Here is a 21,275-nt window from a genome sequence, read left to right as displayed (position 1 = left end):
AGGCGGGACGCGCTGCGACGCAGTGTCGCAGCGCTGCAACGGCCGCGCGCGATTGGGGCTACAGGCCGCGCCTGAGGCGACGTCGGCCCAAGGTCGGTGATCGAAGGTCGTGGAATTTGGGGTGGCGTCGGCAAGGAGCGACGCTGGTGCAGCGGCGGGAACGGTCCGACATGACGTCGGTGCTGCTGCCACCCGCATGCACGCCGTCAGGTGCGCTGCAGATGAACACAGCCCCGCGGATCGACCCGGACCTGCGCAGAATGCGCCCTCAAATCACCCCGCCTCCCAGGCTCAGCCGGATCACCCCGACCACGATCACCAGGCCGTTGAGCAGCAACCCGGTCTTGGCCCGGCCGCGGTTACCGGCCGATGTAAACAGCAGCGCGATCGCGGCAATCAGCGCACCGACGGCCGCGAACGGGATCAGGAACCAGTTACCCCACCCCAACAACGGGATGAAGGCCAGCACCATCCACAGCAATGCCACGATGCCCCAGAGCAGGCTGATCAATCCCACGTGCCACCTCGTTGTTCAAAGAAGGCTCGAGCTTAGCCCTGTCCCCGGCAAGACGCCGTGGGCGGGTGGTCACCGTGACCAATGGCAGTTTGGCGACCCACCTGTGTGCGACCGCGCGCGTCGCGCCCCCTGGCTGGCGACACCGTGTCGGCTGGCAGCATTCCTGCCGCTGCACGGTACGCGCTGGGCTTCAGCTGCATTTGTGCGGCAGCGCGCCGGCCGGCGATGCCTTGCACCATGGCGCCGATCGCCCAGCCCAGCCCACACCACGCAACGCAACGCAACGCAACGCAGTAGGCAACTGCGTGGCCGGCCAAGCCCGGCCATGCCGCCGGACCCCGTGTGCAGCTGTAGCGCCACTGCGCTCCATCATGTCCCGGACACTCACCCCCAACGCACATCCCACGCTCTAGGGTGCGGCAAAGTCCGGTGCGATTCAGTCCAGGCACCGGATCATCGCCATCACGACCTACGGGGGGCCAGATATGAAACTGCAGTCGCTGTTCCGGCACGCTGCGCTCGCAGCGGTGGCCGCCACCTTGCTGGCCGGGTGTGCCAGCAGCTCCAAGGTGATGCTGGGCCAGGCCCGCGCACCAATCGATCCGGCCCAGGTGCAGGTGTATTCGCATGCGCCGGTTGGCTCGGTGGAGATCGCCCAGCTCGAATCCACCAGCGCCGCCGGCTTTGGCACCCAGGGCCAGACCGACGCCGCCGTGCAACGGCTCAAGCGCGAAGCGGCCAAGCTGGGCGCCAATGGCGTGGTGATCGTCGGCGTCGGCTCGGAACGCTCGGGCGGCGGGCTGTCGGTGGGTGGTGGCAGCTACGGCGGCCGCGTCGGTGGCGGCCTGGGGATCGGCATCCCGACCACGCAAAAACGCGCGGCCGGCATGGCGATCTGGGTGCCGGCGGGTGCAGAACAACGCCCGGCGCCAGCTCCGGCTCCGGCTCCGGCACGTTGAATCAGCCTGGAGCTGGCGCGATGCAGTGACTGCCGCGCACTCCAAGAAGGCGATGGGTGCCGACCCCGGTACCCTCTCACCGTGCTATCGCACCGTGCTACCGGATTGTGTCGATCAGCATTTGCGTCAGCGCGCCGGAGCCGGCTCCGGCACATTGAGTCAACTTGCACCTCTTGCAATGCACTGAGTGGCGCGCACTCCAACAGGGCGACAGGTGCCGGTCCCGGCACCCACGCACCCTTTTTACGGCAATGCGCCGATCAGCGCTTGCGCTGCTGCGCCGGGATGAACTGCGTCTCCACTGCCTTGGCTAATTGATCAGGCGGCAGCAGGCCTTGGTCGAGCAGGAAGTTGTTGAAGGCCAGGCGATCGAACGTCTTGCCGAGTGCCAGTTCGGTGCGCATGCGCAGTTCGAGGATGCGGGTGTAGCCGTAGAAGTAGCTGCCGGCCTGGCCGGGGGCGCGGACGGTGTAGCGGTCCAGTTCCTGGCGAGTCATCGCCGGCGACAGGCCGACATCGTCCTCCAGCACCTGGCGCGCGCGTTCGCGGTCGATCAGGCCCAGGTTGAGCATCGGGTCGAGCATGGCGCGGGCAGCGCGCAGCAGGCGGAACTGCAAGGCGATGAGCTGGCCGTCCAGCGGTTCGTACGGCACCATTTCGGCTTCGGCATACAGCGCCCAGCCCTCGACGTTGACCGAGTTGAACGCGAACATGCTGCGCGCCAGCGACACGCCGCGCTCGACCATGGCGGTGAACTGCAGCTCGTGACCGGGGCGGCCTTCATGCGCGCTGAGCGTCCAGGCGGCCGAGCCGAAGTTGAAGTCGTCGTACTGCTCCTTCTTGGCGCCATCGGCGGTCGGGTTACCCAGCGGCAACACGAATTGGCCCTGCTGGCCGGTATTGCCGATCAACGGCGCCGGCAGGAAGTGCGGGGCCGGTTGCGCAGCGCTTTCGGCGGCACTGCCCAGGCGCATCTGCATCGGGCGGTTGGGCACATCGACGATGCGCTGCTTGCGGATGATCGGGTCGATCTGATCGATCACGCCGCGGTAGTGGGTTTCCAGCTGGTCGTCGGCGATGGTGTTGCCCTTGAGCGCGCGGATCACCTGCACATAATCCTCGCCTTGCACGCCCTTGGCCTTGGCCACCAGCGGGGCCAGCTGGCGCATGGCCGAGCGGGTCTCCATGAACTCCAGCTGCGCGCGCTGGATCAGCTGCTGCGGGGCGATATCGATGCCCACCTGCTTGAGTTGGTACGCGTACAGCGGTTCCGGCAGGCGGGTGTCCTTGCGCGCCTTGGGCAGCACGGTGGTGCGGGTCCAGTTGGCGTAGTCCTTGAGCTGGGTGGACATGGCCTTGAGCGCCTCGTCGGCGCCGGCGATCTTGTACTTGGCGAACAGCTCGCCGATGCCTGCGACGTAGGTGTCCACATTGGCCAGCGCCTGTTCCACTTCGCGCTGGGTGGGCTGCAGCAACGCGGTGTTGCTCAGCTTTTCCTCGTAGCGCTGGCGCGCCAGCGTGGTGGTGGGCGTGCTGCCCGGCACCAGGCCGACGTAACGCTTGAGGCGGTCCAGCGCCTTGGCGCGGCGCTCGGGCACGGTCTGGTCGGAGAGCAGACCGTTGAGGCCACTGAAGACCGCCTCCGGGGCGTCGCTCCAGGGCAGCAGATAGCGCTCGTTGAGCTCGCTGCCTTCGATGTTCTGCTCGGCGGCGTCGATCATGATCTGCAGGTCCTGGCGCACGTTGGCATCGCGCTCGGTGGCCAGCTTGGCCTGCAGAGCGGCACGCGCCTTGCGCATGGCATCGCGGTAGCGCGCGGCGTTGTCCGGACCCAGGTCCACGACCTGATCGTCATAGCCGGGCACGCCGAAGAAGCTGGCATATTCGGGCTGGAACGGCGCCTGCGCGTTCAGCAGGATCTGCGCATAGCCGTTGCTGGTCTGCACCCAGACAGGCGCAGCCGGTGCGCTGGCGGTGCTGGTGCTGGTCTTTGCCTGCAGCGGCAGACAGGTGCCGAGCGCCAGGGCGACGGCAATCACGAGAGGCTTCATCGGGAGGATTCCAACAGGGCGATGCGCGACCGTACGCGGAGCGCGCAGCGCCGACAACCTGCCGAAGGTCATCGTCGGTCCATGGGCGTGCAATTGGTGCGAACGCCGCGGACCGTTGCGATGCGCAGCCGGGCGCAGCAGCGATCCCGCGCGGCGTCCTGGTTTGCAGGAGACCATCGGCGACCCATCGCACTACCGAACTGCTGCAGCCTGACCACAGCTGCGTGGCGCGCGCGATTAGCGGTTGCGCTCGGCGCCGGGCTCTGCCTCGCCAGACGCTTCGCCGCCTTGGCCTGGCTCCGCATCGCTGCTGCGCGCCGCGCCCGTGCCCGCCTCCTGGTTCTCCAGCAGCGCGATCGCAGCGCTGGCGTCCGGTACAACCTCCAGCGTCGTGTAATGCCACCGGCCGGCGTGGCGTTCGGCCTCGATGTACAGGGTGCCGTTGCCGCGTGCTCCATGCAGCGACACGCTGAAGTTGGCGTTGCCGCTGCCACCGTTGATGGAGATGCTGCCACTGGGGATGACCCCATCCTCGATCGGCGCACCGAGCGCGGCGATGACCCGGACGTCCTGTTGCGCTGCCGCCAGGCCAACGCGGTAGGGCTCGGCCGATTTGGTGACGCGCGCAATACCGACAACGAACGCGGCCAAACTGGCGGCCAGGATCGCGATGAGCAGCAGCGCCAGCAGCGGGAGCGCCCACTTCCAGTGCCGCGACCACCAGCCGCGCCGGACCGGTGGCGACGGCGGTACGGCCTGGGTGGATGGCAGCGGCGGCGGAGTGGACAGATGGATGCTCGACTCAGAGAGAGAGACGCAAGGCCGTGCGCTCAGGGCGCCAGGCAGCGCGCCAGGAACGCCTCGGCAGTCTTGTAACGGTGCAGCGCCGTGCTGCCGGACAAACCGTGTTTCGCACCGGGATAGGTCATCAGCTCGAATGCGGTGCCGCGCTGCTGCAGCGCGCTCATCAGCGCGGTGGAGTTGGTGAACAGCACATTGTCGTCGGCCATGCCGTGGATCAACAGCAACCTGGCGTGCAGGCCGTCCAGGTGGGTGGCGACACGCGCATCGCGATAGCCGGCGGCATTGCCTGCCGGCAGGTCCATATAGCGCTCGGTGTAGTGCGTGTCGTAGAGGCCCCAATCGGTGACCGGTGCACCGGCCACGCCGCAGGCATAGGCGTCGCTGTGCTTGGCAAGCAGCATCAGCGTCATGTAGCCGCCGTTGGACCAGCCCTGCACGCCGATGCGCTTGGCATCGACCCAGGGTTGCTGCTTGAGCCAGGCCACGCCTTGCAACTGGTCGTCTACTTCCACCGTGCCCTGCTTGCCGTACAACGCGCCACCGAAGTCGCGGCCGCGTCGCGGGGTGCCGCGGTTGTCCAGCGAAAACACCACGTAGCCACGCTGTGCAAGATATTGATCGAACAAGGCATCGCCACGGCTGGGCCAGGCATCGAGTACCGTCTGCGCCGCCGGGCCGCCATACACGTAAACGATGACCGGGTAGCGCCTGGCCGGGTCGAAGTTGTCCGGCTTGGTCAGCCGGTACTGCAGCGGTGTCTTGCCGTCGGCAGCGCCGAGCGTACCGAATTCGATCGGGCGTTGGGCGTCGCGGTACCTGGCGTAGGGATGCTGCGGGTCGTCCAGATCGTTGTTCAGCAGCGTGGCGATTTTTTCGCCATTGGCACGGAACAGTTCGATCTGCGGCGGGGTGGTGGTATTGGACCAGGTGTCGACATACACGCTGGCATTGCTGGCGAAGCTGGCTGCATGTGTGCCGTGGACGGCGGAACGCTTCTGTATCGCACCGCCGCCCAGCGGCACGGCATAGATGTGGGTCTGGGTCGGCGATTCCTTGCTGGCGGAAAAATATACCTGCCCGGCTTGCTCATCGACGGCGAGCAGCGCATCGACCACCCAGGGGCCGGACGTCAGCGGCGTGAGCGTGCGCCCGTCTTCCGATGCCACATACAGGTGCTCGTAGCCGCTGCGCTCGGAGTTCCAGATGAAGCGCCCGTCCTTGAGAAACCGCAGGTCGTTGGTGAGCGGCACCCAGGTGGGCGAGGTTTCGGTGATGAGGGTGCGCTGCGCGCCGTTGGCCAGCGTGGTTTCGATCAGCTCAAGGGTTTTCTGATCGCGCGACTGGCGCTGGAACGTCAGCCGCTGCGCGTCGCGCCAGTCCACCCTTGCCAGATAGATGTCCGGGTTCTTGCCCAGGTCGATCCACCTCGCTGCGGAACCGGCGCGCGGGGCGATCACGCCCAGCTGCACGGCCACGTTGGGCTGGCCGGCCTGCGGATAGCGCTGCTCCACCACCTCGGTGTGATCGGCATAGACTTCCGGGCGCTTTTGCACCGGCACGCGGGATTCGTCGATGCGCGCGAAGGCGATCGCCGAGTCGTCCGGCGCCCACCAGTAGCCGGTATGGCGGTCCATCTCCTCGTCGGCGACGAACTCGGCCACGCCGTTGCCGATGGTGTCGCTGCCGTCGCCGGTCAGCTGCACCTGCTTGCCGCTGGCCAGGTCGATCACCCACAGGTTGCGCGCGCGCACGAAACTGACGAAACCGCCCTTGGGCGACAGCTTGGCATCGGTGGCAAAGCCTTCGCCATGGGTGAGCTGGCGCACGGCCGCCGCGCCGGTCTTGCGCAGGTCGTATAGATACAGCTCGCCGCCGAGCGGGAACAGCAGCGCATGCGCATCCGGCGCCCATTGGTAATCGACGATGCCGGCGTAGGCGGCGATACGCTGGCGTTCGCGCCGGGCTTTTTCGACATCGCTCAAGGTCTCGGTGCCGGGCAGTACCACCTTGGAATCCACCAGCAGGCGGGTCTGGCCGCTGGCGATGTCGTATTCCCACAGGTCCAGCTGGTTGCGGTCGCTGTCCTTGCCGCGCAGGAAGCTCACGCGCGCACCGTCCGGGGCCACCTTGGGCTTCATCAACGTCGGGCCGGACAGCGGCAATGGGCCGGTGATGGCCTCCAGGGTCAGTTTTTCGGCGTGGGCCATGGGAGCGGTGATAAGAGCGGCTAAAAAAACGTAGCGAGCAGTCGTCAGGTGAGTGCGGACGGCGCGTAGAAACCGCAGTGTACGAGTTGTACATGAGGATTCCGAGCACCGGCCGCGCTCGTCTGGCGGCTGCGCAGTAGGGTTGTCAGCCGCTCTAGGCATGAGGGCAAGGGCGGCGAATAGTGCGCGCATCGAAGATCCTGTCGGAAGACAGCGCACAGGATGCGGGCGCGTGGCGTGTTTGAGAAGGGTGGCGGTGGTGCATGCGCGATCAGAGCTGCCCGCGTGGTTGTGTGCGGGTGATGCAGGGGTGTACTGAGGCGGTGGTCGCTCTGGTTTGGGCGGATAGAAGTGCGCGCGAGCTGGTTGCAATGGGCACGCTGCGGATGCTGCATGCGCATTTTTTCATGCGAAGCATGATTGCAGGGCGCGGTAGGTCTGGCGCTACTTGCGTACCCTCACCCCAACCCCTCTCCGTGAGGGAGAGGGGCTTGAGCCGCCGCGATGATGTTATGTGCGGTTACTGCGCTCGCTAACCGCTACTGCTACTGCCACTGCAACCAACACTGCGAGTGGTGATGCTCTTGCTGCTTGCTGCTTGCTGCTTGCTGTTGCTTGCCGCAGCTTGCTGTTGCTTGCCGCTACTTGCTGTTGCTGCTTGCTGTGCAGTCGCAACAGCGGCCGCTTTCGCCGTGTGTACTGTTGCGCACCGCTCCTGCGACGCTGCCTCAGCGCTTGCCGAACAGGTGCTTGCGCTCTTCGTCGCTGAGTGGCTTGCCTGCGTTGGGGTTGACCTTCTCCTTGAGCGCGTACGCGCGTTGGGTGGCCGGGCGGGCGGCGATGGCGGCGTACCAGCGGTGCAGATTGGGAAATGCTGCGAAGTCAGGCTTGAGGTCGCCATAGACGTCCAGCCAGGGATAGCTGGCCATGTCGGCAATACTGTAATCGTGGCCGGCCAGGTACGCATGATCGGCCAGACGCTTGTCGAGCACGCCATGCAGGCGGCGGACTTCGGCGTTGTAGCGGTCGATGGCGTAAGGAATCTTTTCGGGCGCGTAGACGTTGAAGTGGCCCATCTGGCCACTCATCGGGCCAAGCCCGCCCATCTGCCAGAACAGCCATTCCAGTGCAGCCATGCGGCCGCGGGCATCGCGTGGCAGGAAGCGGCCGGTCTTCTCGGCCAGATACAGCAGGATCGCACCCGACTCGAACACACTCTGCGGCGCGCCGCCATCGGCCGGCGCATGGTCGACGATGGCCGGCATCTTGTTGTTGGGCGAAATCTGCAGGAACGCCGGCTCGAACTGCTCGCCCTTGCCGATGTTGACCGGCTTGAGGGTGTAGTCCAGCCCGGCTTCTTCCAGGAACAAGGTGACTTTGTGGCCGTTGGGTGTGGGCCAGTAGTACAGATCGATCATCGTGCGCTCCAGTTCGAGATAGGGGTGTAACGGCAGACACAATCAGCTAAGGCCGCCTTCGGCGTGCAGGCAGGTGAGCCGGCAAGGCATCCCACGCACCTGCCGAATCCGCGAGCCTTTCGCGCAATCAAACAACTGCGCTCGCGACGTCAGTGACAACCGATGTAAAAGTGGCGCACAAAACGTAGCGAGCAAGCGTCAGGTGGGTGCGGACGGCGCGGAGGAGCCGACGTGTACGCGTGATACATGCCGATTCCGATGTCCGGCCGCGCCCGCCTGGCCGCGGCGCAGTCCTTTTGTTCACCACTGTGAGTGCAGGTCGCCATCAGAGACCGATGGTACGGCCAAGCGCTTGTACATGGATGCGCTGCAAACCGCCCACAGTGGAACGATGTGTGACGCCATTGGCTCGCGGCCGATGCTGCACTGCAAATTGACTTCGTTAAGCCAGCGCTAACAAATGCGCGATTGCACCACTGACCTTTGCCTGTCCCATCCGGGGCTGGTTTTTTCTTTACTTGGGGATGGAATCATCGTGAGAGAGCTACGCACCCTGCCGCGCACGCGGCGCTTGACGTCTGCCCTGCTGTTTGCCCTGTCGACTCCGCTGGCCGCGCAGACCGCGCCGGCGCCGCAGTCGGCCTCGACCGTCCCCGGCTCCAGCCAGGCCGACCCTGCCACCCTCGATACCGTCCAGGTCAGCGGTATCCGCGGCAGCCTCACCTCGTCGATGAACGTCAAGCGCGATGCGCAGGGCATCGTCGACGGCATCGTGGCCGAGGACATCGGCAAGTTCCCCGATACCAACCTGGCCGAATCGCTGCAGCGCATCAGCGGCGTGTCGATCGACCGCTCGCTGGGCGAAGGCTCGCGCGTCACCGTGCGCGGCGTCGGCCCGGACTTCAACCTGGTGCTGTTGAACGGCCGGCAGATGCCGGGTGCCAGCATCGAGGAATCCAACGCCTCCAACTCGCGCGCGTTCGACTTCGCCAATCTGGCGTCCGAGTCGATCTCCGGCATCGAGGTGTTCAAGACCAGCCGCGCCAGCACGCCCACCGGCGGCATCGGTGCCACCATCAACATCAAGACCGCCCGCCCGCTGGACAACCCGGGCATGCATGCCAATGTGGGTTTGAAGGGCGTGCACGATGCGTCCAACGAGAACCTGCCCGGCCGCCTGCAGGGCGATTCGCTGACGCCGGAAATCTCCGGCATCTTCAGCACCACCTCGGACGATGGCCGCTTTGGCGTGTCGCTGAGCGGCAGCTACCAGGAACGCGACTTCGGCTACAGCCAGGTCGGCGTGCCCAACGGCTGGCGCTCGTTCCGTGGCGATTCCACCGCCTACGGCACCATTCCGCAGCCGGGTACGCCGGGCTCGGAGAACATCGTCAACCGCCCCGGCCCGAACGATATCTACTCGGTGCCGCAGAACCTCAACTACCGCGTGGTCGGCGTCGAACGCCAGCGCACCAACGGCCAGCTGGTGCTGCAGTACAAGCCGCTGGACAACATCACCACCACGCTGGATTACACCTACTCGGAAAACAAGATCCAGCAGCAGCGCAACGAAATGTCGGTGTGGTTCAACTACGGCCCGTCGGCCAGCGCCTGGACCAATGGGCCGGTCGCCGGCCCGATCACCTATTCGGAAATCGTCAATCCGGCCACCAGCGACCTGGCCACCGCCGGCTCCAAGGCGGCCACGCGTAACCAGAACAAGTCGCTGGGCTTCAACGTGGATTGGGCGGTGAACGATCAGTTCAAGCTCAACTTCGACATCCACCGCTCCACCGCCGAAGCCGGCGCGGACAGCCCGTACGGGTCGAGCAATTCGCTGGGCGTGTCCGGGTTCTATCGCGGCACCTCGGTGGTGGATTTCAGCAAGGATTTCCCGGTGCTGCAGCAGCAGCTGGGCTTCGGGCTGAACGGGCTGGATCCCTCGCGTACGCTGGTCACCGGCTCGGCCTTCCGCAACAGCTACATGAAGTCGGAGATCGACCAGGCCCAGGTCAACGGCGACTTCACCTTCGAAAATTATTCGCAGTTGAAGTTCGGTATCGGCAGCACCGAGGTCAAGAACCGTTCGGCGTTCTCCAACGTGCAGCGCGATACCTGGGGCGGCAACGGCACCGCGGCCGATTATCCGGATGACTTGTGGATTCCGAGCTCGTTCGCGCAGTACTTCGATGCGATCGATGGCAGCGGCAATCCGGCGCAGTTCAACCAGTTGTTCCTGTTCGACTTCGAGCGTGCACGCCAGGCGGCCGCGCAAGCTGCCGGCGATGACGCGCTGTACCGCATCTCGCCGGTGTTCACCACCGACCGCCGCGTGACCGAAAAATCCAAGAACGCCTACCTGCAGTGGAACAATAGCTGGGACGATCTGCGCGTGCCGATCAGCCTGGCCGCGGGCGTGCGTTACGAAGAAACCAAGGTGGACGCGCAGGCGCTGGTGCCGGTGGCGGTGGGCATCGACTGGGTCGCCAACAACGAGTTGCCGATCCGCCTGGCCGACTCGGCGTTTTCCGGCGCCAGTGGCAAGTACGAATACTGGCTGCCCAGCCTGGACCTGAGCTTCAAGCTCACCGAAGACCTGGTGCTGCGCGGCAGCTATGGCGAAACCATCGGCCGTCCCGGCTGGGGCGACATCCAGGGCGGGCAGACGCTCAACCAGATCGCGCGCCTGGAAGGCGGCACCGGACAGGAAGGCAACCCCGGCCTGAAGCCGCTGCTCTCGCACAACATCGATGTCTCGCTGGAGTGGTACTACAGCGATGCCAGCTACGCCTCGGTGGGCTTCTTCCGCAAGAACATCGACAACTACATCGGCGTGACCACGCGCAACGACACCTCGCTGGGCCTGAATACCCCGGTGGGCGGTGCGTACTGGAACGAGGCGCTGGGCAACGGCTGCGCCTCGGCCGACCTGACCTGTATCCGCAACTACATCTTCCGCAACCGCGGCGGCGCGCCCGGCGTGGTGCGGGGCGCGGACGATGCCAACGGCAACGCCACCGGCGTGATCAGCGGGCAGCCGGGCGACCCGGTGGCCAACTTCGCCATCACCGCGCCGGCCAACCAGCGCTCGGCCTCGCTGGACGGTTGGGAATTCAATCTGCAGCACATGTTCGGCACCAGTGGCTTCGGCGTGTCGGCCAACTACACCAAGGTCGACTCCGGGCTGACCTACAACAATGCGGTGATCGGCGAGCAGTTCGCGCTGGAAGGCCTGAGCGACTCGGCCAACTTTGTCGGCTTCTACGACAAGGACAAGTGGCAGGTGCGTGCGGCCTACAACTGGCGCGACGAGTTCCTGGCTGCGCGTTTTGACGGCAGTGGCCAGCCCAACCCGGTCTACACCGAAGCCTATGGCCAGCTGGACCTGAGCATCGGCTACCAGTGGAACGAGAACCTGTCGCTGAGCCTGGAGGCGATCAACCTCACCGACGAAGTGCAGCGTCAGCACGGCCGGCATCCGAACCAGATCGTGTATGCCACCCAGACCGGCCCGCGCTACATGCTGGGCCTGCGCTACAAGTTCTGGTGATCTGAGGCCTGTCCAGGCGTCCCGGCGGCAACGCTGCCGGGACGCTGCTGCAACCCTCACGTGCAGTGCCCGGATGCGGCGCATCCGGCACTTGCCGCGCGATGGCGAAATGTCCAAGCATGGGCCACGCGCCCCCGCGTGATATAGCGACCCCCATGACCAATGCCGTGTTGTTGAACAATCTCGATCACCGCGATCTGCGCGTGATCACCGCCCGCGGCGCCGCCTATGGCGACGACGTGATGTCGGCGGCGACGTTTCCGCAGGAATTCCGCCAGCTGCAGGGCCAGTACCCGATCGTGTTCCACCGCAGCGACAGCGGGCGGTTTCAGCCACTGGCCTTGCTGGGCCTGCGTCTGGGCGAAAACCTGTTCCTGGACGGCGCGCGCTGGGATGCACCGTATATTCCGCTGGCGATCCAGCGCCAACCGTTCCTGATCGGCCAGCAACCGGAAGGGCCGATGGTGCACGTGGATCTGGACAGCCCGCGCATCAGCACCCAGGAAGGCGAGCTGCTGTTCCGCGAACACGGCGGCACCACCGATTTTCTGTATCACATCAGCCAATTGCTGCGCACGCTGCACGATGGGCTGGCGGCCAGCGATGCCTTTGTCGAACGCCTGCTGCGTTACGAACTGCTGGAACCGTTCGTGTTCGAAGCCACCCTGGACAATGGCCTGGAATGCCGCCTGGCCGGCCTGCACACCGTGCACGAAGAACGCCTGCGTGGGCTCGGCAATACCGCGTTGCTGGACCTGCATCGCCACGGCGACCTGGAACCGCTGTACATGGCGGTGGCCTCGATCGCGCAATTCCGTCACCTGCTCGAACGCCTCAACCGCCGCCATGCCGGCTGAGCCGCGCGCCATCGACGAACGCCATGGCCTGGATGCGCAGCAGCTGGATCCGGCGCTGCTGCGCTCGACCACGCCGCTGGTGCTGCGCGGGCTGGTGCGCGACTGGCCGCTGGCCCGCGCCGGTGCGCAATCCGCGCAGGCGGCCGCCGCGTACCTGCGCGGCTTCGATCGTGGCGAGGCGGTGGTGGCGCAAGTCGGGCCGCCGGAGATCGGCGGGCGCTTCTTCTACAACGCGGACCTGAGCGGATTCAATTTCCGCCCCGAGCGCGTGCCGCTGGGCGTGGTGCTGGACACGCTGCTGCGCGACCTGGACAACGCCCGGCCACCGGCGATCTATGTCGGCTCCACCACGCTGGACACCTACCTGCCCGGCCTGCGTGCGGCCAACCCGATCGCGCTACCGCAGGCCGAGCCGCTGGGCAGCATCTGGATCGGCAACCGTACCCGCATCGCCGCGCACCAGGACCTGCCGGACAACCTGGCCTGCGTGGTCGCCGGCCGCCGCCGCTTCACCCTGTTTCCGCCGGACCAGCTGGCCAATCTCTACATCGGCCCGCTGGACCTCACCCCGGCCGGGCAGCCGATCAGCCTGGTGGACATCGCCGCGCCGGATCTACAGCGCTTTCCGCGCTATGCCCAGGCGCTGGAGCACGCGGTGGTGGCCGAACTGGAGCCGGGCGATGCGCTGTTCATTCCCAGCATGTGGTGGCATCACGTCGAGGCGCTGGACGGCTTCAACGTGCTGGTGAATTTCTGGTGGCGGCAAAGCCCGGCCTACATGGATTCGCCGATGAACGCGCTGATGCTGGCGCTGCTCACCGTGCGCGACCTGCCGCCCGAGCAGCGCGCCACCTGGCAGGAAGTGTTCCGCCATTACGTGTTCGAGCCGGATGCGCACACCGCCGCACACGTGCCCGAGGCCGCACGCGGCGTGCTCGCGCCGATGGACGACACCCGTGCCCGCAGCCTGCGCGCACGGCTGCTGCAACGTTTGAATCGCTGAGGATTGCCGATGGACCCTGCCCCCGCTTCCGATCCACGCCAGCGCCCGGTGCGGCGCGTGGTCATCGCCGGTGGCGGCACCGCCGGCTGGATGGCTGCCGCGGCCTTGTCCAAGCTGCTGGGCCGGCAGCTGCAGATCACCCTGGTGGAGTCGGACGAGATCGGCACCGTGGGCGTGGGCGAAGCCACCATCCCCAGCCTGGTCACCTTCCATCGCCTGCTGGAGATCGACGAGGCCGCCTTCATGGCCGCCACCCAGGCCACCTTCAAGCTCGGCATCGCCTTCGAGCACTGGCGCGATGTGGACAGGCACTACATCCACTCCTTCGGCCATACCGGCACCGATCACTGGAGCGCAGGCTTCCACCACTTCTGGCTGAAGGGCCAGCAACGTGGGGTGGCGCGCGACTTCGGCGACTACTGCCTGGAACTGCGCGCCACCCAGGAAGGGCGGTTTGCACACCTGCCCAGCGGCGCCATGAACTACGCCTACCACCTGGATGCCGGCCTGTATGCGCGCTTCCTGCGCCGCTTCAGCGAAGGCTTCGGCGTGCAGCGCATCGAGGGGCGCATCGGCCAGGTCGAGACCGACCCGGAGAGCGGCTTCCTCACCGCCCTGACCCTGCAGAACGGTACCCGCGTGGAAGGCGATCTGTTCATCGACTGCACCGGCTTTGCCGGCTTGCTGATCGGCAAGACGCTGGGCGTGGGTAGCGAGGATTGGTCGCAGTGGCTGTTCGCCGACAGCGCGCTGGCGGTGCAGACCGAGTCGGTGGGCCCGCCGGTGACCTATACGCGGGCACGTGCCGACCAGTCGGGCTGGATGTGGCGCATTCCGCTGCAGCACCGCGTGGGCAACGGCATCGTGTATTCCAGCCGTTATACCGACCAGGACAGCGCCCGGGCGGTGCTGGAGCGCAACCTGCAGGGACGCGCACTGACCGAACCGCGGGCGCTGCGCTTTACCCCCAACCAGCGCCACCGCGTGTGGGAAAAGAACTGCGTGGCGTTGGGGCTGGCCAGCGGCTTCCTGGAGCCGATCGAGTCCACCAATATCCACCTGATCCAGCGCGGCATCGTGCGCCTGCTGCAGACCTTTCCGCAGGTCATCCATACGGTGGACATCGCCGAATACAACCGCCAGGCCGCCGATGAGATCGCCCACATCCGCGATTTCGTGATCCTGCACTACCACGCCACCGATCGCCGCGACACGCCGTTCTGGCGCGACTGCGCCGCCATGGATATCCCCGACTCGCTGCGTCACCGGATCGCGCTGTTCCAGGAGAGCGGGCGGGTGTTCCATCGCGCCAACGAATTGTTCGCGGAGAATTCGTGGGTGCAGGTGATGCTGGGCCAGGGCATCACGCCCCGCCAGCACCACCCGGTGGCTGACCTGATGGGCGATGCGGAGCTGCGCCATTTTCTGGAGGGCATCCGCCAGCGCGTGGACGCCACCGTGGCCAGGTTGCCGCCGCATGCGGACTTTTTGCGACACCATTGCCCGGCCGCCCCGCTGCCCGACCCGCCCGCCCGGGTGCCGGCCGACGCCGCACTGGCGCCCCCGGCACGCTGAATTTCGCATCCGGCATGCGCAACCCTTGGCTTACACCGCCCCAGCAATGCTAGATTGCGGCATTGCCGTCCATTGCGGGAACAATGGCCGGCGCTCGCCGCAACGTATCTTTCGCACTCGGGGTAAGGGGGACGCATGTTGGATCTGACACAGGGCCGTATGGCACGCCGGATCGCGCCGGTCATTTTGCTGGTTGGCTTGGCTGCCTGCTCCAAGCAGGAAGACAAGGCCGCCACCACCACGCCAGCTGCCGGCACCACGCCGACCACGCAGGCGCCGACGCCGGCCACTGCGGTGTCGCCGCAGGTGCAGTCGATGGCCACCGACCAGTTGCGCGAATCGGCCACCAAGGCGCTGCAGGACAACCGCATGTACGCCCCGGCCGGCGACAACGCGGTGGAGTACTACCTGGCGCTGCGCGAGAAGCAGCCGCAGGACGCCACCGTCAACAGCGCACTGACCGACCTGCTGCCGTACACCCTGATCGCCGCCGAACAGGGCATCAGCCGCGAAGAATTCCCCGAGGCGCAGCGGTTGATTGCGCTGATCGAAAAGGTCGACCCCAAGGCGCCGGCACTGCCGCGCCTGAAGAGCGGCCTGGAAACCGGCATGAAGACCGCTGCCAGCCGCTCCGAGCAGGATGCCGAGCAGGCCAAGAAGCTGGTCGAGGACAAGGCCAAGCAGGCCGCCGAGCAGAAGCGCCTGGCCGAACAGCAATCGCGCGAAGCTGCCGCTGCCCAGCAGATTGCCGCCCAGCAGGAAGCCGCACGCCAGCAGGCGGCCGAAGCCGAGCGCCAGGCCGCAGCCAAACGGCCTGCCGAACCGGCAACGCCGACGCCCGCCGCACCGCGCCCCACACCGGCGGCCGCGGCCGCTGCACCGGCGGCGCAATCGCTGCGCCCGATCAGCACCCCGGCACCGCGTTACCCACCCGAAGCGCTGCGCGCCGGTACCTCCGGTGAAGTACTGGTGGAGATCACCGTCGGCACCGACGGTTCGATCACCGCCTCGCGCGTGCTGCGCGCCAACCCGCCGCGCGTGTTCGACCGCGAAGCGCTCAATGCCGTCAAGCGCTGGCGCTTCGAACCGGTGGCCGCGCCGGTGACCACCCGCCGCACGCTGTCGTTCAACCCGGGCGGTTGATGGCTGGGTTAGTGATGACATAGGAAACGCAAAAGCCCGCAGCGATGCGGGCTTTTGCATTGTGGCGGTGGTGGAGCGTGGAGGCTGGTGCACCGACATGCTCAGATGGGTGTGCACCTAAGAACAGCGGTGGCTGCATGTACTGCTGACCCTGCACGCGACCCCGCACCCTCATCCGGCGCTACGCGCCACCTTCTCCCAATGGGAAAAGGATAAAAGCCCTCCTTCCTGCGGGGCGAGAAGGCACAGCTTGCGCGCCGCTGGCGCGCTTGCCTTCGAGCGCCCGCGCCGCAAGCGTGGGCAGGGGCGCTGAGCGGGGGTTGGGATGCGGGTGCGGTGCCGCACAGCGTTGCAGCAAACAGCCAGAGGCTCGAAAAAACTCACCCAGAAATCGCCAACCGCTCCTGGTGATACCGGCGCACGGCGGCATACCACAACAGGCCGGCCACGCCGAAGCCGGCCAGCAGATACACCGCCCAGGTCTGCGCAGTGATGGTCTCGTGGCGGATCACCTTGAGCAGCATCTGGTTCTGCGCCAGGAACGGCACCGCGAAGTGCCAGAGCTGGGTCTTCAGCGGATACGCCATCAACGCATAACCAGGCAGCATCGGCAGCAGCAGCAACCAGGTCATGTGCGCCTGCGCTTCCTTCATGCTTTTGGCAGCCGCTGCCAGATAGGTCAGCAACGAGGTACCGACAAACAGCATCGGCACCAGGATGAAGAGCATCTGCAGCATCGGGACAACGCCCACGTTGAGCTGGCGCCCCAGGTTGGACGTGGACAGCTGCGCACTCAACTTGAAGGCCAGCAAGGTGAGCAGCAACGAGACCATCCCGATCACGCAGGCGGCGGCGATCTTGCCGCTGACGATCGCACCGCGCGGTGCAGGTGTGGCCAGCAATGGCTCCAGCGACTGGCGTTCGCGTTCGCCGGCAGTGGCGTCCAGGATCAGCGAGGCGCCACCCAGGAACGAGGTGATCACCAGCAGCACCGGCAACAGCATCGCCATCACCTGGCCGCGCTTGGCATCGGCGGTGGCCAGGTCCTGCGCAGCCACTTCCAGCGGCCTGCCCACCTGCGCGTCGAGGCCACGCGCCAGCAGGCGCAATGCACCCACCTGCTGGCTGTAGGCACTCAATGCCGCCTGCAGGCGCATGCTCGGTACGTCGGCCTCGCGGCGGGTGCTGTCCTTGATGATCTCCACCAGCGCCGGACGCCCTTCGCGCCAGTCCTGCGCATAGCTGTCGCTGATGCGCAGCGCCACATCCACATCCTGGTTGCGAATGGCCGCAGTCATGTCGGCCGGCGGCGCGACGGCGTTGAGCCCCTGCGCGGCCAGAAAACGCACCAGATTGGGAGCGTGCTCGCGACCAAGCGTGGGAATGTCCAGCGGCTTGTCGATCTGTGTGCGCACGCGGCTTTCGCTCAACGCGCCCATGCCGAGGATCAGGATCGGATACAGCAACGGCGACAGCAGCAACGCCAATGCCAGGGTGCGGCGGTCGCGCGAGATATCGCGCAGTTCCTTGCGCAACACCGTCCACAAGGTGGCCAACGGGGATGTCTTGCTCATGCGTGCAGTCCCTCTTCCGATCCAATCGCCTTGACGAAGGCGTCTTCGAGATTGTCTTCCCCGGTGGCGGCACGCAGCTCGTCGGCGCTGCCGGATGCCACCACCGTGCCCTTGGCGACGATGACGATGCGATCGCACAGCGCCGCCACCTCCTGCATGATGTGGCTGGAGAAGATCACGCAGCGCCCTTCGGCACGCAGTTGCTGCAGGAAGCCCCGCATGGCGCGCGTGGTCATCACGTCCAGGCCGTTGGTGGGCTCGTCCAGGATCACGTTGCGCGGGTCGTGCACCAGCGCCCGCGCAATCGCGGTCTTGGTGCGCTGGCCCTGGCTGAAGCCTTCGGTCTGGCGGTCGAGGATGTCGCCCATGTCCAGCGCACCGGCCAGCAGCTGTGTGCGCTGCGCGATCTGCGCACGCGTCATGCCATGCAGCTCACCGAAGTAGGCGATGTTCTCGCGTGCGGTCAGCCGCTTGTACACGCCGCGCGCATCCGGCAGCACGCCCAGCGCGCGGCGTACGGTCACCGGGTCGAGCGCGGCATCCACGCCATCGACGGTGACGCGCCCCTGGTCAGGCGACATCAGCGTGTACAACATGCGCAAGGTGGTGGTCTTGCCGGCACCGTTAGGCCCGAGCAGGCCGGTGATCTGGCCATCGGCGGCGCTGAAACTGACCCCGTCGACCGCCTTCACCACGCCGGTCTTGGTCTTGAACGACTTGTGCAGATTCTCGACGACGATCATGCGTGCGCCTCCGTGGCGTGGTCGATGCGGCTCATGGTTCCCATCCGTTGAACGAGGTGAAGGCGGGGACGGCGGAAAGATCGGCCACGCAGCGCGTGTCCAGCGCGCGCGCGTCGGTGCTTTCCAGGAACTGGGCCATCAGCTTGGGCATGCAGCCCAGTGCCATGACGCTGTGGCCCTGGCCGGGCGCCACCAGATGCCGACCGTTCGGCAAGCCCTTGAGCACCACCTCGGCATAGCGTGGCGGCGTCACCGGATCCAGTTGGCCGGACAGCAACAGCGCCGGCACCTGCGAGCGCAGGGGCGCGGTGAAGTCGGCGGCGCGCTTGCCGGTAGGCCACACCGGGCAGGCGGCAAACACGCTGCGCGGCACTTCCTCGCCCAGCAACAGCCCCTGGTGCGCCGGGCTCGGACGATAGCGATCCGCGTCTTCTGCGCACACCACCGACCATTGCATCGGCTGGTTGATCTGCATGTCCATGTGCGACAGCGCCATCAACGGCGCGTAGCGCCCGGCGGCCGCTTCATCCAGCACCAGCGGCAGCAACGCCGCGCTTTGTGGCGCATAGGAGAACATGAACGCCAAGCCGATCACCGCATCGGCCGTCACCCGATCGCGCTTGACCGCATTGGTCCGCAGATCGCGATAGTCCACTTCCGGCGACGCCTTGCGCAGCCGCTCCATGATGCTACGCAGCTGCGCACGCACATCGGTGGGAAAACGCGCGTGGCATGCCGGATTGGCACGGCACTGCTCGGCCTGCAGCGTGAGTGCGTCTTCAAAGGTTCGTGCGAACTCGCCACTGATGACCAGGTCGCTGGGGGCCACGCCATCGAGCACGATCGCCCGCGTATGCGAGGGATAGCGCCTGGCGTAGTGCTGCGCAACGCGCGTGCCGTAGGACACGCCGACCAGATCGATCTGCGGCACACCCAGCGCCGCCCTGACCGCATCCAGATCGCCGATCGCTTCTGCAGTGGTGTAGTAGCGTGGATCGGCATACGCGCTCAGCGCCAGCGCGCACTGGCGCACGTAGGCCAGCATCGCCTCCGGGTTGGAGGAGATCTCCGCCTGCAGCGGCGTGCCATCGGGGTGGTCGCAGCGCAATGGATGCGAGCCGCCGGTACCGCGTTGATCGACCAGAATGATGTCGCGCGTCTTGCGCACTTCACGCAATGCGGCCGCAGCGATCGCCGATACCTCGGTTGCCGATTGCCCTGGCCCACCGGCAATGAAGAACACCGGGTCCTGCGTCGTACCACCACCGGCATCGCTTTCCAGCCAGGCGATCTTCAGCGCGATCTGCCGCCCCTTCGGCGCAGCCGGATTTTCCGCGACCTGCAATTGCGCGCATTGCGCCTCGATGTTGCCCGCAGCGCTGCCGGAGCTGAGCGTGCACGGTACGAACTGCAGGCTGCCGTACTGATTGCCGTTGGCAGTCGGCGTGGTCGCGCTGCGCGGTTGCGTCGTGCCGGGTGCGGATGCATCGGTATGGCCACCCGCGGGCGCTTGCGCGCGCTGGCATCCGGCAGCCAGCATCGCGGCCAGCACCGCTGCGGCCAGCGTCAGTTGTTTTTCCATTCCACCTCTCCTAGTGCCTGTTTCCTGACGGTGCTGCCGGCCACGTGTGACCGCTGCAGCTACTGACCTTCTTCATACAGAAACACCTGCTCGATCGGCTCGCCAAACAGGCGCGCGATACGGAACGCCAATGGCAGGCTGGGATCGTACTTGCCGGTTTCCAGCGCGTTGATGGTCTGCCGCGAGACGCCCAGCTGTTCGGCCAGTTCGCCTTGCGACCAGCCATTGGACTCGCGCAACGCACGCACGCGGCTGTTCATTGATAACGGCGCGCATTGATGGCCTTGGTAAACCCATAGGTCATGCATAGCGCCGGAAACACCCAGATCATCGCGGCCGCTGCAGGCACCGCGATCAATTGCGCCGATTGCAGGAAACCGGCGGTCATGTAGGTCATGCTGACCAGGCCGGCGGCAATGGCAATCGACTCCAACTCGATGCGGCGTTGCATTTCGTCCGAATCGCGCACGAAGCGCGCCACCGCGCGGATCACCAGCATCAACAGCAGCGCGGGCAGCAACGCAATCAGCACTCGCATCGCGTTGGTCTCCACGCTGGCCAGCAAGTGCCTCCAGCACAGCATCACCACGACATAGCCCAGCATCGGTGGCGCAAACTCCTTGCGGTAGCGGCGTACCAGCGCAGGCGGCGCGCTGTCGCGCAGACTGCCGCGCCCCACGTACAGCATCAGGGCCACCAGCAAACCGCTGATGCCGCAGCCGATCAGCAGACCCTGGGTGTAGTCGCTGATCTGCCACGGCAACCAACGCCGCATAGACCCCAGCAGGATCAGCACGACACTGATGACCTGCAGCGCACGAACCGCCACCGTTTTCGCGCTCATCGTGTATCTCCCAACACACTGGCCGCCCTGCGCTGCGAGGGCAGCTGTTGCACGGCCGCGCCCACGCGGGGCCGCAGCATCGCTGCGCTGCAATAGTGCGCGCAGGCAGACGATCGGTTCCGGTCGTTGTTCACCCCGCACCCCGTGTCAAGTCCCCTTGACACCCAGAGTGCGCGCCGCTGCCGACCATGTCAAGCGTCCTTTACATCTGCTTCGGGTGTACCGAAGTGGTGGGGAGCAACGCCGACGCCTTGCGGCCCCAGGACATGCGGCAAGCGTGTGACGCCAAGTGGCGCTTGCGGTGCATGGCATCCGCATCGACGGCACGGTACTTCACCCCACAGGCCGGCAAGACGTCTGCCGACGGGCGCTACCGCGTTGGTCGCCGCGCTTGAAAAGCGCGTAAGCGCCCGATGGCACGCACACGGATTCCGCTACTCTTGACCAC

The 21,275-nt window shown here is 66.3% G+C and carries 16 protein-coding genes and 2 other RNA genes; 6 read left to right on the top strand and 12 right to left on the bottom strand.

Annotation, left to right across the window (positions count from 1 at the left end; all coding sequences use genetic code 11):
- Nucleotides 1–268: 268 nt before the first annotated feature.
- Nucleotides 269–511, bottom strand: coding sequence for a hypothetical protein (locus A7D17_RS02420; RefSeq protein ID WP_005989387.1), 243 nt, complete (start codon nt 509–511; stop codon nt 269–271).
- A gap of 491 nt (nt 512–1,002) precedes the next feature.
- Here A7D17_RS02420 and A7D17_RS02415 point away from each other — a divergent pair, with 491 nt between their 5' ends.
- Nucleotides 1,003–1,476 carry a hypothetical protein gene (locus tag A7D17_RS02415; RefSeq protein WP_064507636.1) on the top strand — a complete coding sequence of 158 codons (474 nt, stop codon included), beginning with the start codon at nt 1,003–1,005 and terminating at the stop codon, nt 1,474–1,476.
- Between the two features lie 260 nt (nt 1,477–1,736).
- Here A7D17_RS02415 and A7D17_RS02410 read toward each other — a convergent pair whose 3' ends face one another.
- From A7D17_RS02410 to A7D17_RS02385, 6 genes are all read right to left on the bottom strand, one after another.
- Nucleotides 1,737–3,527 carry a DUF885 domain-containing protein gene (locus A7D17_RS02410; protein WP_064507635.1) on the bottom strand — a complete coding sequence of 597 codons (1,791 nt, stop codon included), beginning with the start codon at nt 3,525–3,527 and terminating at the stop codon, nt 1,737–1,739.
- Between the two features lie 237 nt (nt 3,528–3,764).
- A complete protein-coding gene (locus A7D17_RS02405) occupies nt 3,765–4,190 on the bottom strand; it encodes a cytochrome c oxidase assembly factor Coa1 family protein (RefSeq protein WP_275655075.1) in 426 nt (141 codons plus the stop codon).
- Nucleotides 4,191–4,357: 167 nt separating this feature from the next.
- Complete coding sequence (locus A7D17_RS02400; RefSeq protein WP_064507634.1) at nt 4,358–6,538, bottom strand: S9 family peptidase; 2,181 nt, start codon at nt 6,536–6,538, stop codon at nt 4,358–4,360.
- Nucleotides 6,539–6,556: 18 nt separating this feature from the next.
- Nucleotides 6,557–6,632, bottom strand: a non-coding RNA gene (locus tag A7D17_RS02395) — sX9 sRNA.
- Nucleotides 6,633–7,266: 634 nt separating this feature from the next.
- Nucleotides 7,267–7,956: a glutathione binding-like protein gene (locus A7D17_RS02390; RefSeq protein WP_064507633.1), complete on the bottom strand. Its 690-nt coding sequence runs from the start codon at nt 7,954–7,956 to the stop codon at nt 7,267–7,269.
- Nucleotides 7,957–8,128: 172 nt separating this feature from the next.
- Nucleotides 8,129–8,204, bottom strand: a non-coding RNA gene (locus tag A7D17_RS02385) — sX9 sRNA.
- A gap of 287 nt (nt 8,205–8,491) precedes the next feature.
- On the opposite strand from A7D17_RS02385, the gene A7D17_RS02380 reads away from it, so the two are divergent.
- From A7D17_RS02380 to A7D17_RS02360, 5 genes are all read left to right on the top strand, one after another.
- Nucleotides 8,492–11,506 (top strand): TonB-dependent receptor, encoded by a 3,015-nt coding sequence (locus A7D17_RS02380; protein ID WP_064507632.1) that lies wholly within the window; start codon nt 8,492–8,494, stop codon nt 11,504–11,506.
- A 155-nt stretch (nt 11,507–11,661) separates the two neighbouring features.
- Nucleotides 11,662–12,363, top strand: coding sequence for a SapC family protein (locus A7D17_RS02375; RefSeq protein ID WP_064507631.1), 702 nt, complete (start codon nt 11,662–11,664; stop codon nt 12,361–12,363).
- The gene (locus tag A7D17_RS02370; RefSeq protein WP_064507630.1) at nt 12,353–13,366 is read left to right on the top strand and encodes a cupin-like domain-containing protein; all 1,014 of its coding nucleotides are present in this window, start codon (nt 12,353–12,355) and stop codon (nt 13,364–13,366) included. Before A7D17_RS02375 ends, A7D17_RS02370 begins: the two co-directional genes overlap by 11 nt.
- A gap of 9 nt (nt 13,367–13,375) precedes the next feature.
- Nucleotides 13,376–14,941, top strand: coding sequence for a tryptophan halogenase family protein (locus A7D17_RS02365; protein ID WP_064507629.1), 1,566 nt, complete (start codon nt 13,376–13,378; stop codon nt 14,939–14,941).
- Between the two features lie 135 nt (nt 14,942–15,076).
- Nucleotides 15,077–16,084 (top strand): energy transducer TonB, encoded by a 1,008-nt coding sequence (locus A7D17_RS02360; RefSeq protein WP_064507628.1) that lies wholly within the window; start codon nt 15,077–15,079, stop codon nt 16,082–16,084.
- A 380-nt stretch (nt 16,085–16,464) separates the two neighbouring features.
- Here the strand turns inward: A7D17_RS02360 and A7D17_RS02355 are convergent, their stop codons facing one another.
- Genes A7D17_RS02355 through A7D17_RS02335 form a run of 5 tightly spaced genes read right to left on the bottom strand, consistent with a single transcriptional unit; the run spans nt 16,465 to nt 20,827 of the window.
- Nucleotides 16,465–17,658: an ABC transporter permease gene (locus tag A7D17_RS02355; protein WP_064507627.1), complete on the bottom strand. Its 1,194-nt coding sequence runs from the start codon at nt 17,656–17,658 to the stop codon at nt 16,465–16,467.
- The gene (locus A7D17_RS02350) at nt 17,655–18,401 is read right to left on the bottom strand and encodes an ABC transporter ATP-binding protein (RefSeq protein ID WP_064507626.1); all 747 of its coding nucleotides are present in this window, start codon (nt 18,399–18,401) and stop codon (nt 17,655–17,657) included. Before A7D17_RS02350 ends, A7D17_RS02355 begins: the two co-directional genes overlap by 4 nt.
- A gap of 31 nt (nt 18,402–18,432) precedes the next feature.
- The gene (locus A7D17_RS02345) at nt 18,433–19,983 is read right to left on the bottom strand and encodes an alpha/beta hydrolase (protein WP_064507625.1); all 1,551 of its coding nucleotides are present in this window, start codon (nt 19,981–19,983) and stop codon (nt 18,433–18,435) included.
- Nucleotides 19,984–20,042: 59 nt separating this feature from the next.
- On the bottom strand, nt 20,043–20,243 hold the full coding sequence (locus tag A7D17_RS02340; RefSeq protein WP_029221818.1) for a helix-turn-helix transcriptional regulator: 201 nt from the start codon (nt 20,241–20,243) through the stop codon (nt 20,043–20,045).
- Nucleotides 20,240–20,827 (bottom strand): hypothetical protein, encoded by a 588-nt coding sequence (locus A7D17_RS02335; protein ID WP_064507624.1) that lies wholly within the window; start codon nt 20,825–20,827, stop codon nt 20,240–20,242. The genes A7D17_RS02340 and A7D17_RS02335 overlap by 4 nt, the downstream gene beginning before the upstream one ends.
- Nucleotides 20,828–21,275 lie beyond the last annotated feature (448 nt).

Source organism: Xanthomonas floridensis (assembly GCF_001642575.1).
In the GTDB taxonomy this organism is placed as follows: Bacteria; Pseudomonadota; Gammaproteobacteria; order Xanthomonadales; family Xanthomonadaceae; genus Xanthomonas; species Xanthomonas floridensis.
The sequence above is the reverse complement of the archived record's forward strand: the minus strand, read 5'-3'. Positions and strand labels throughout refer to the sequence as shown.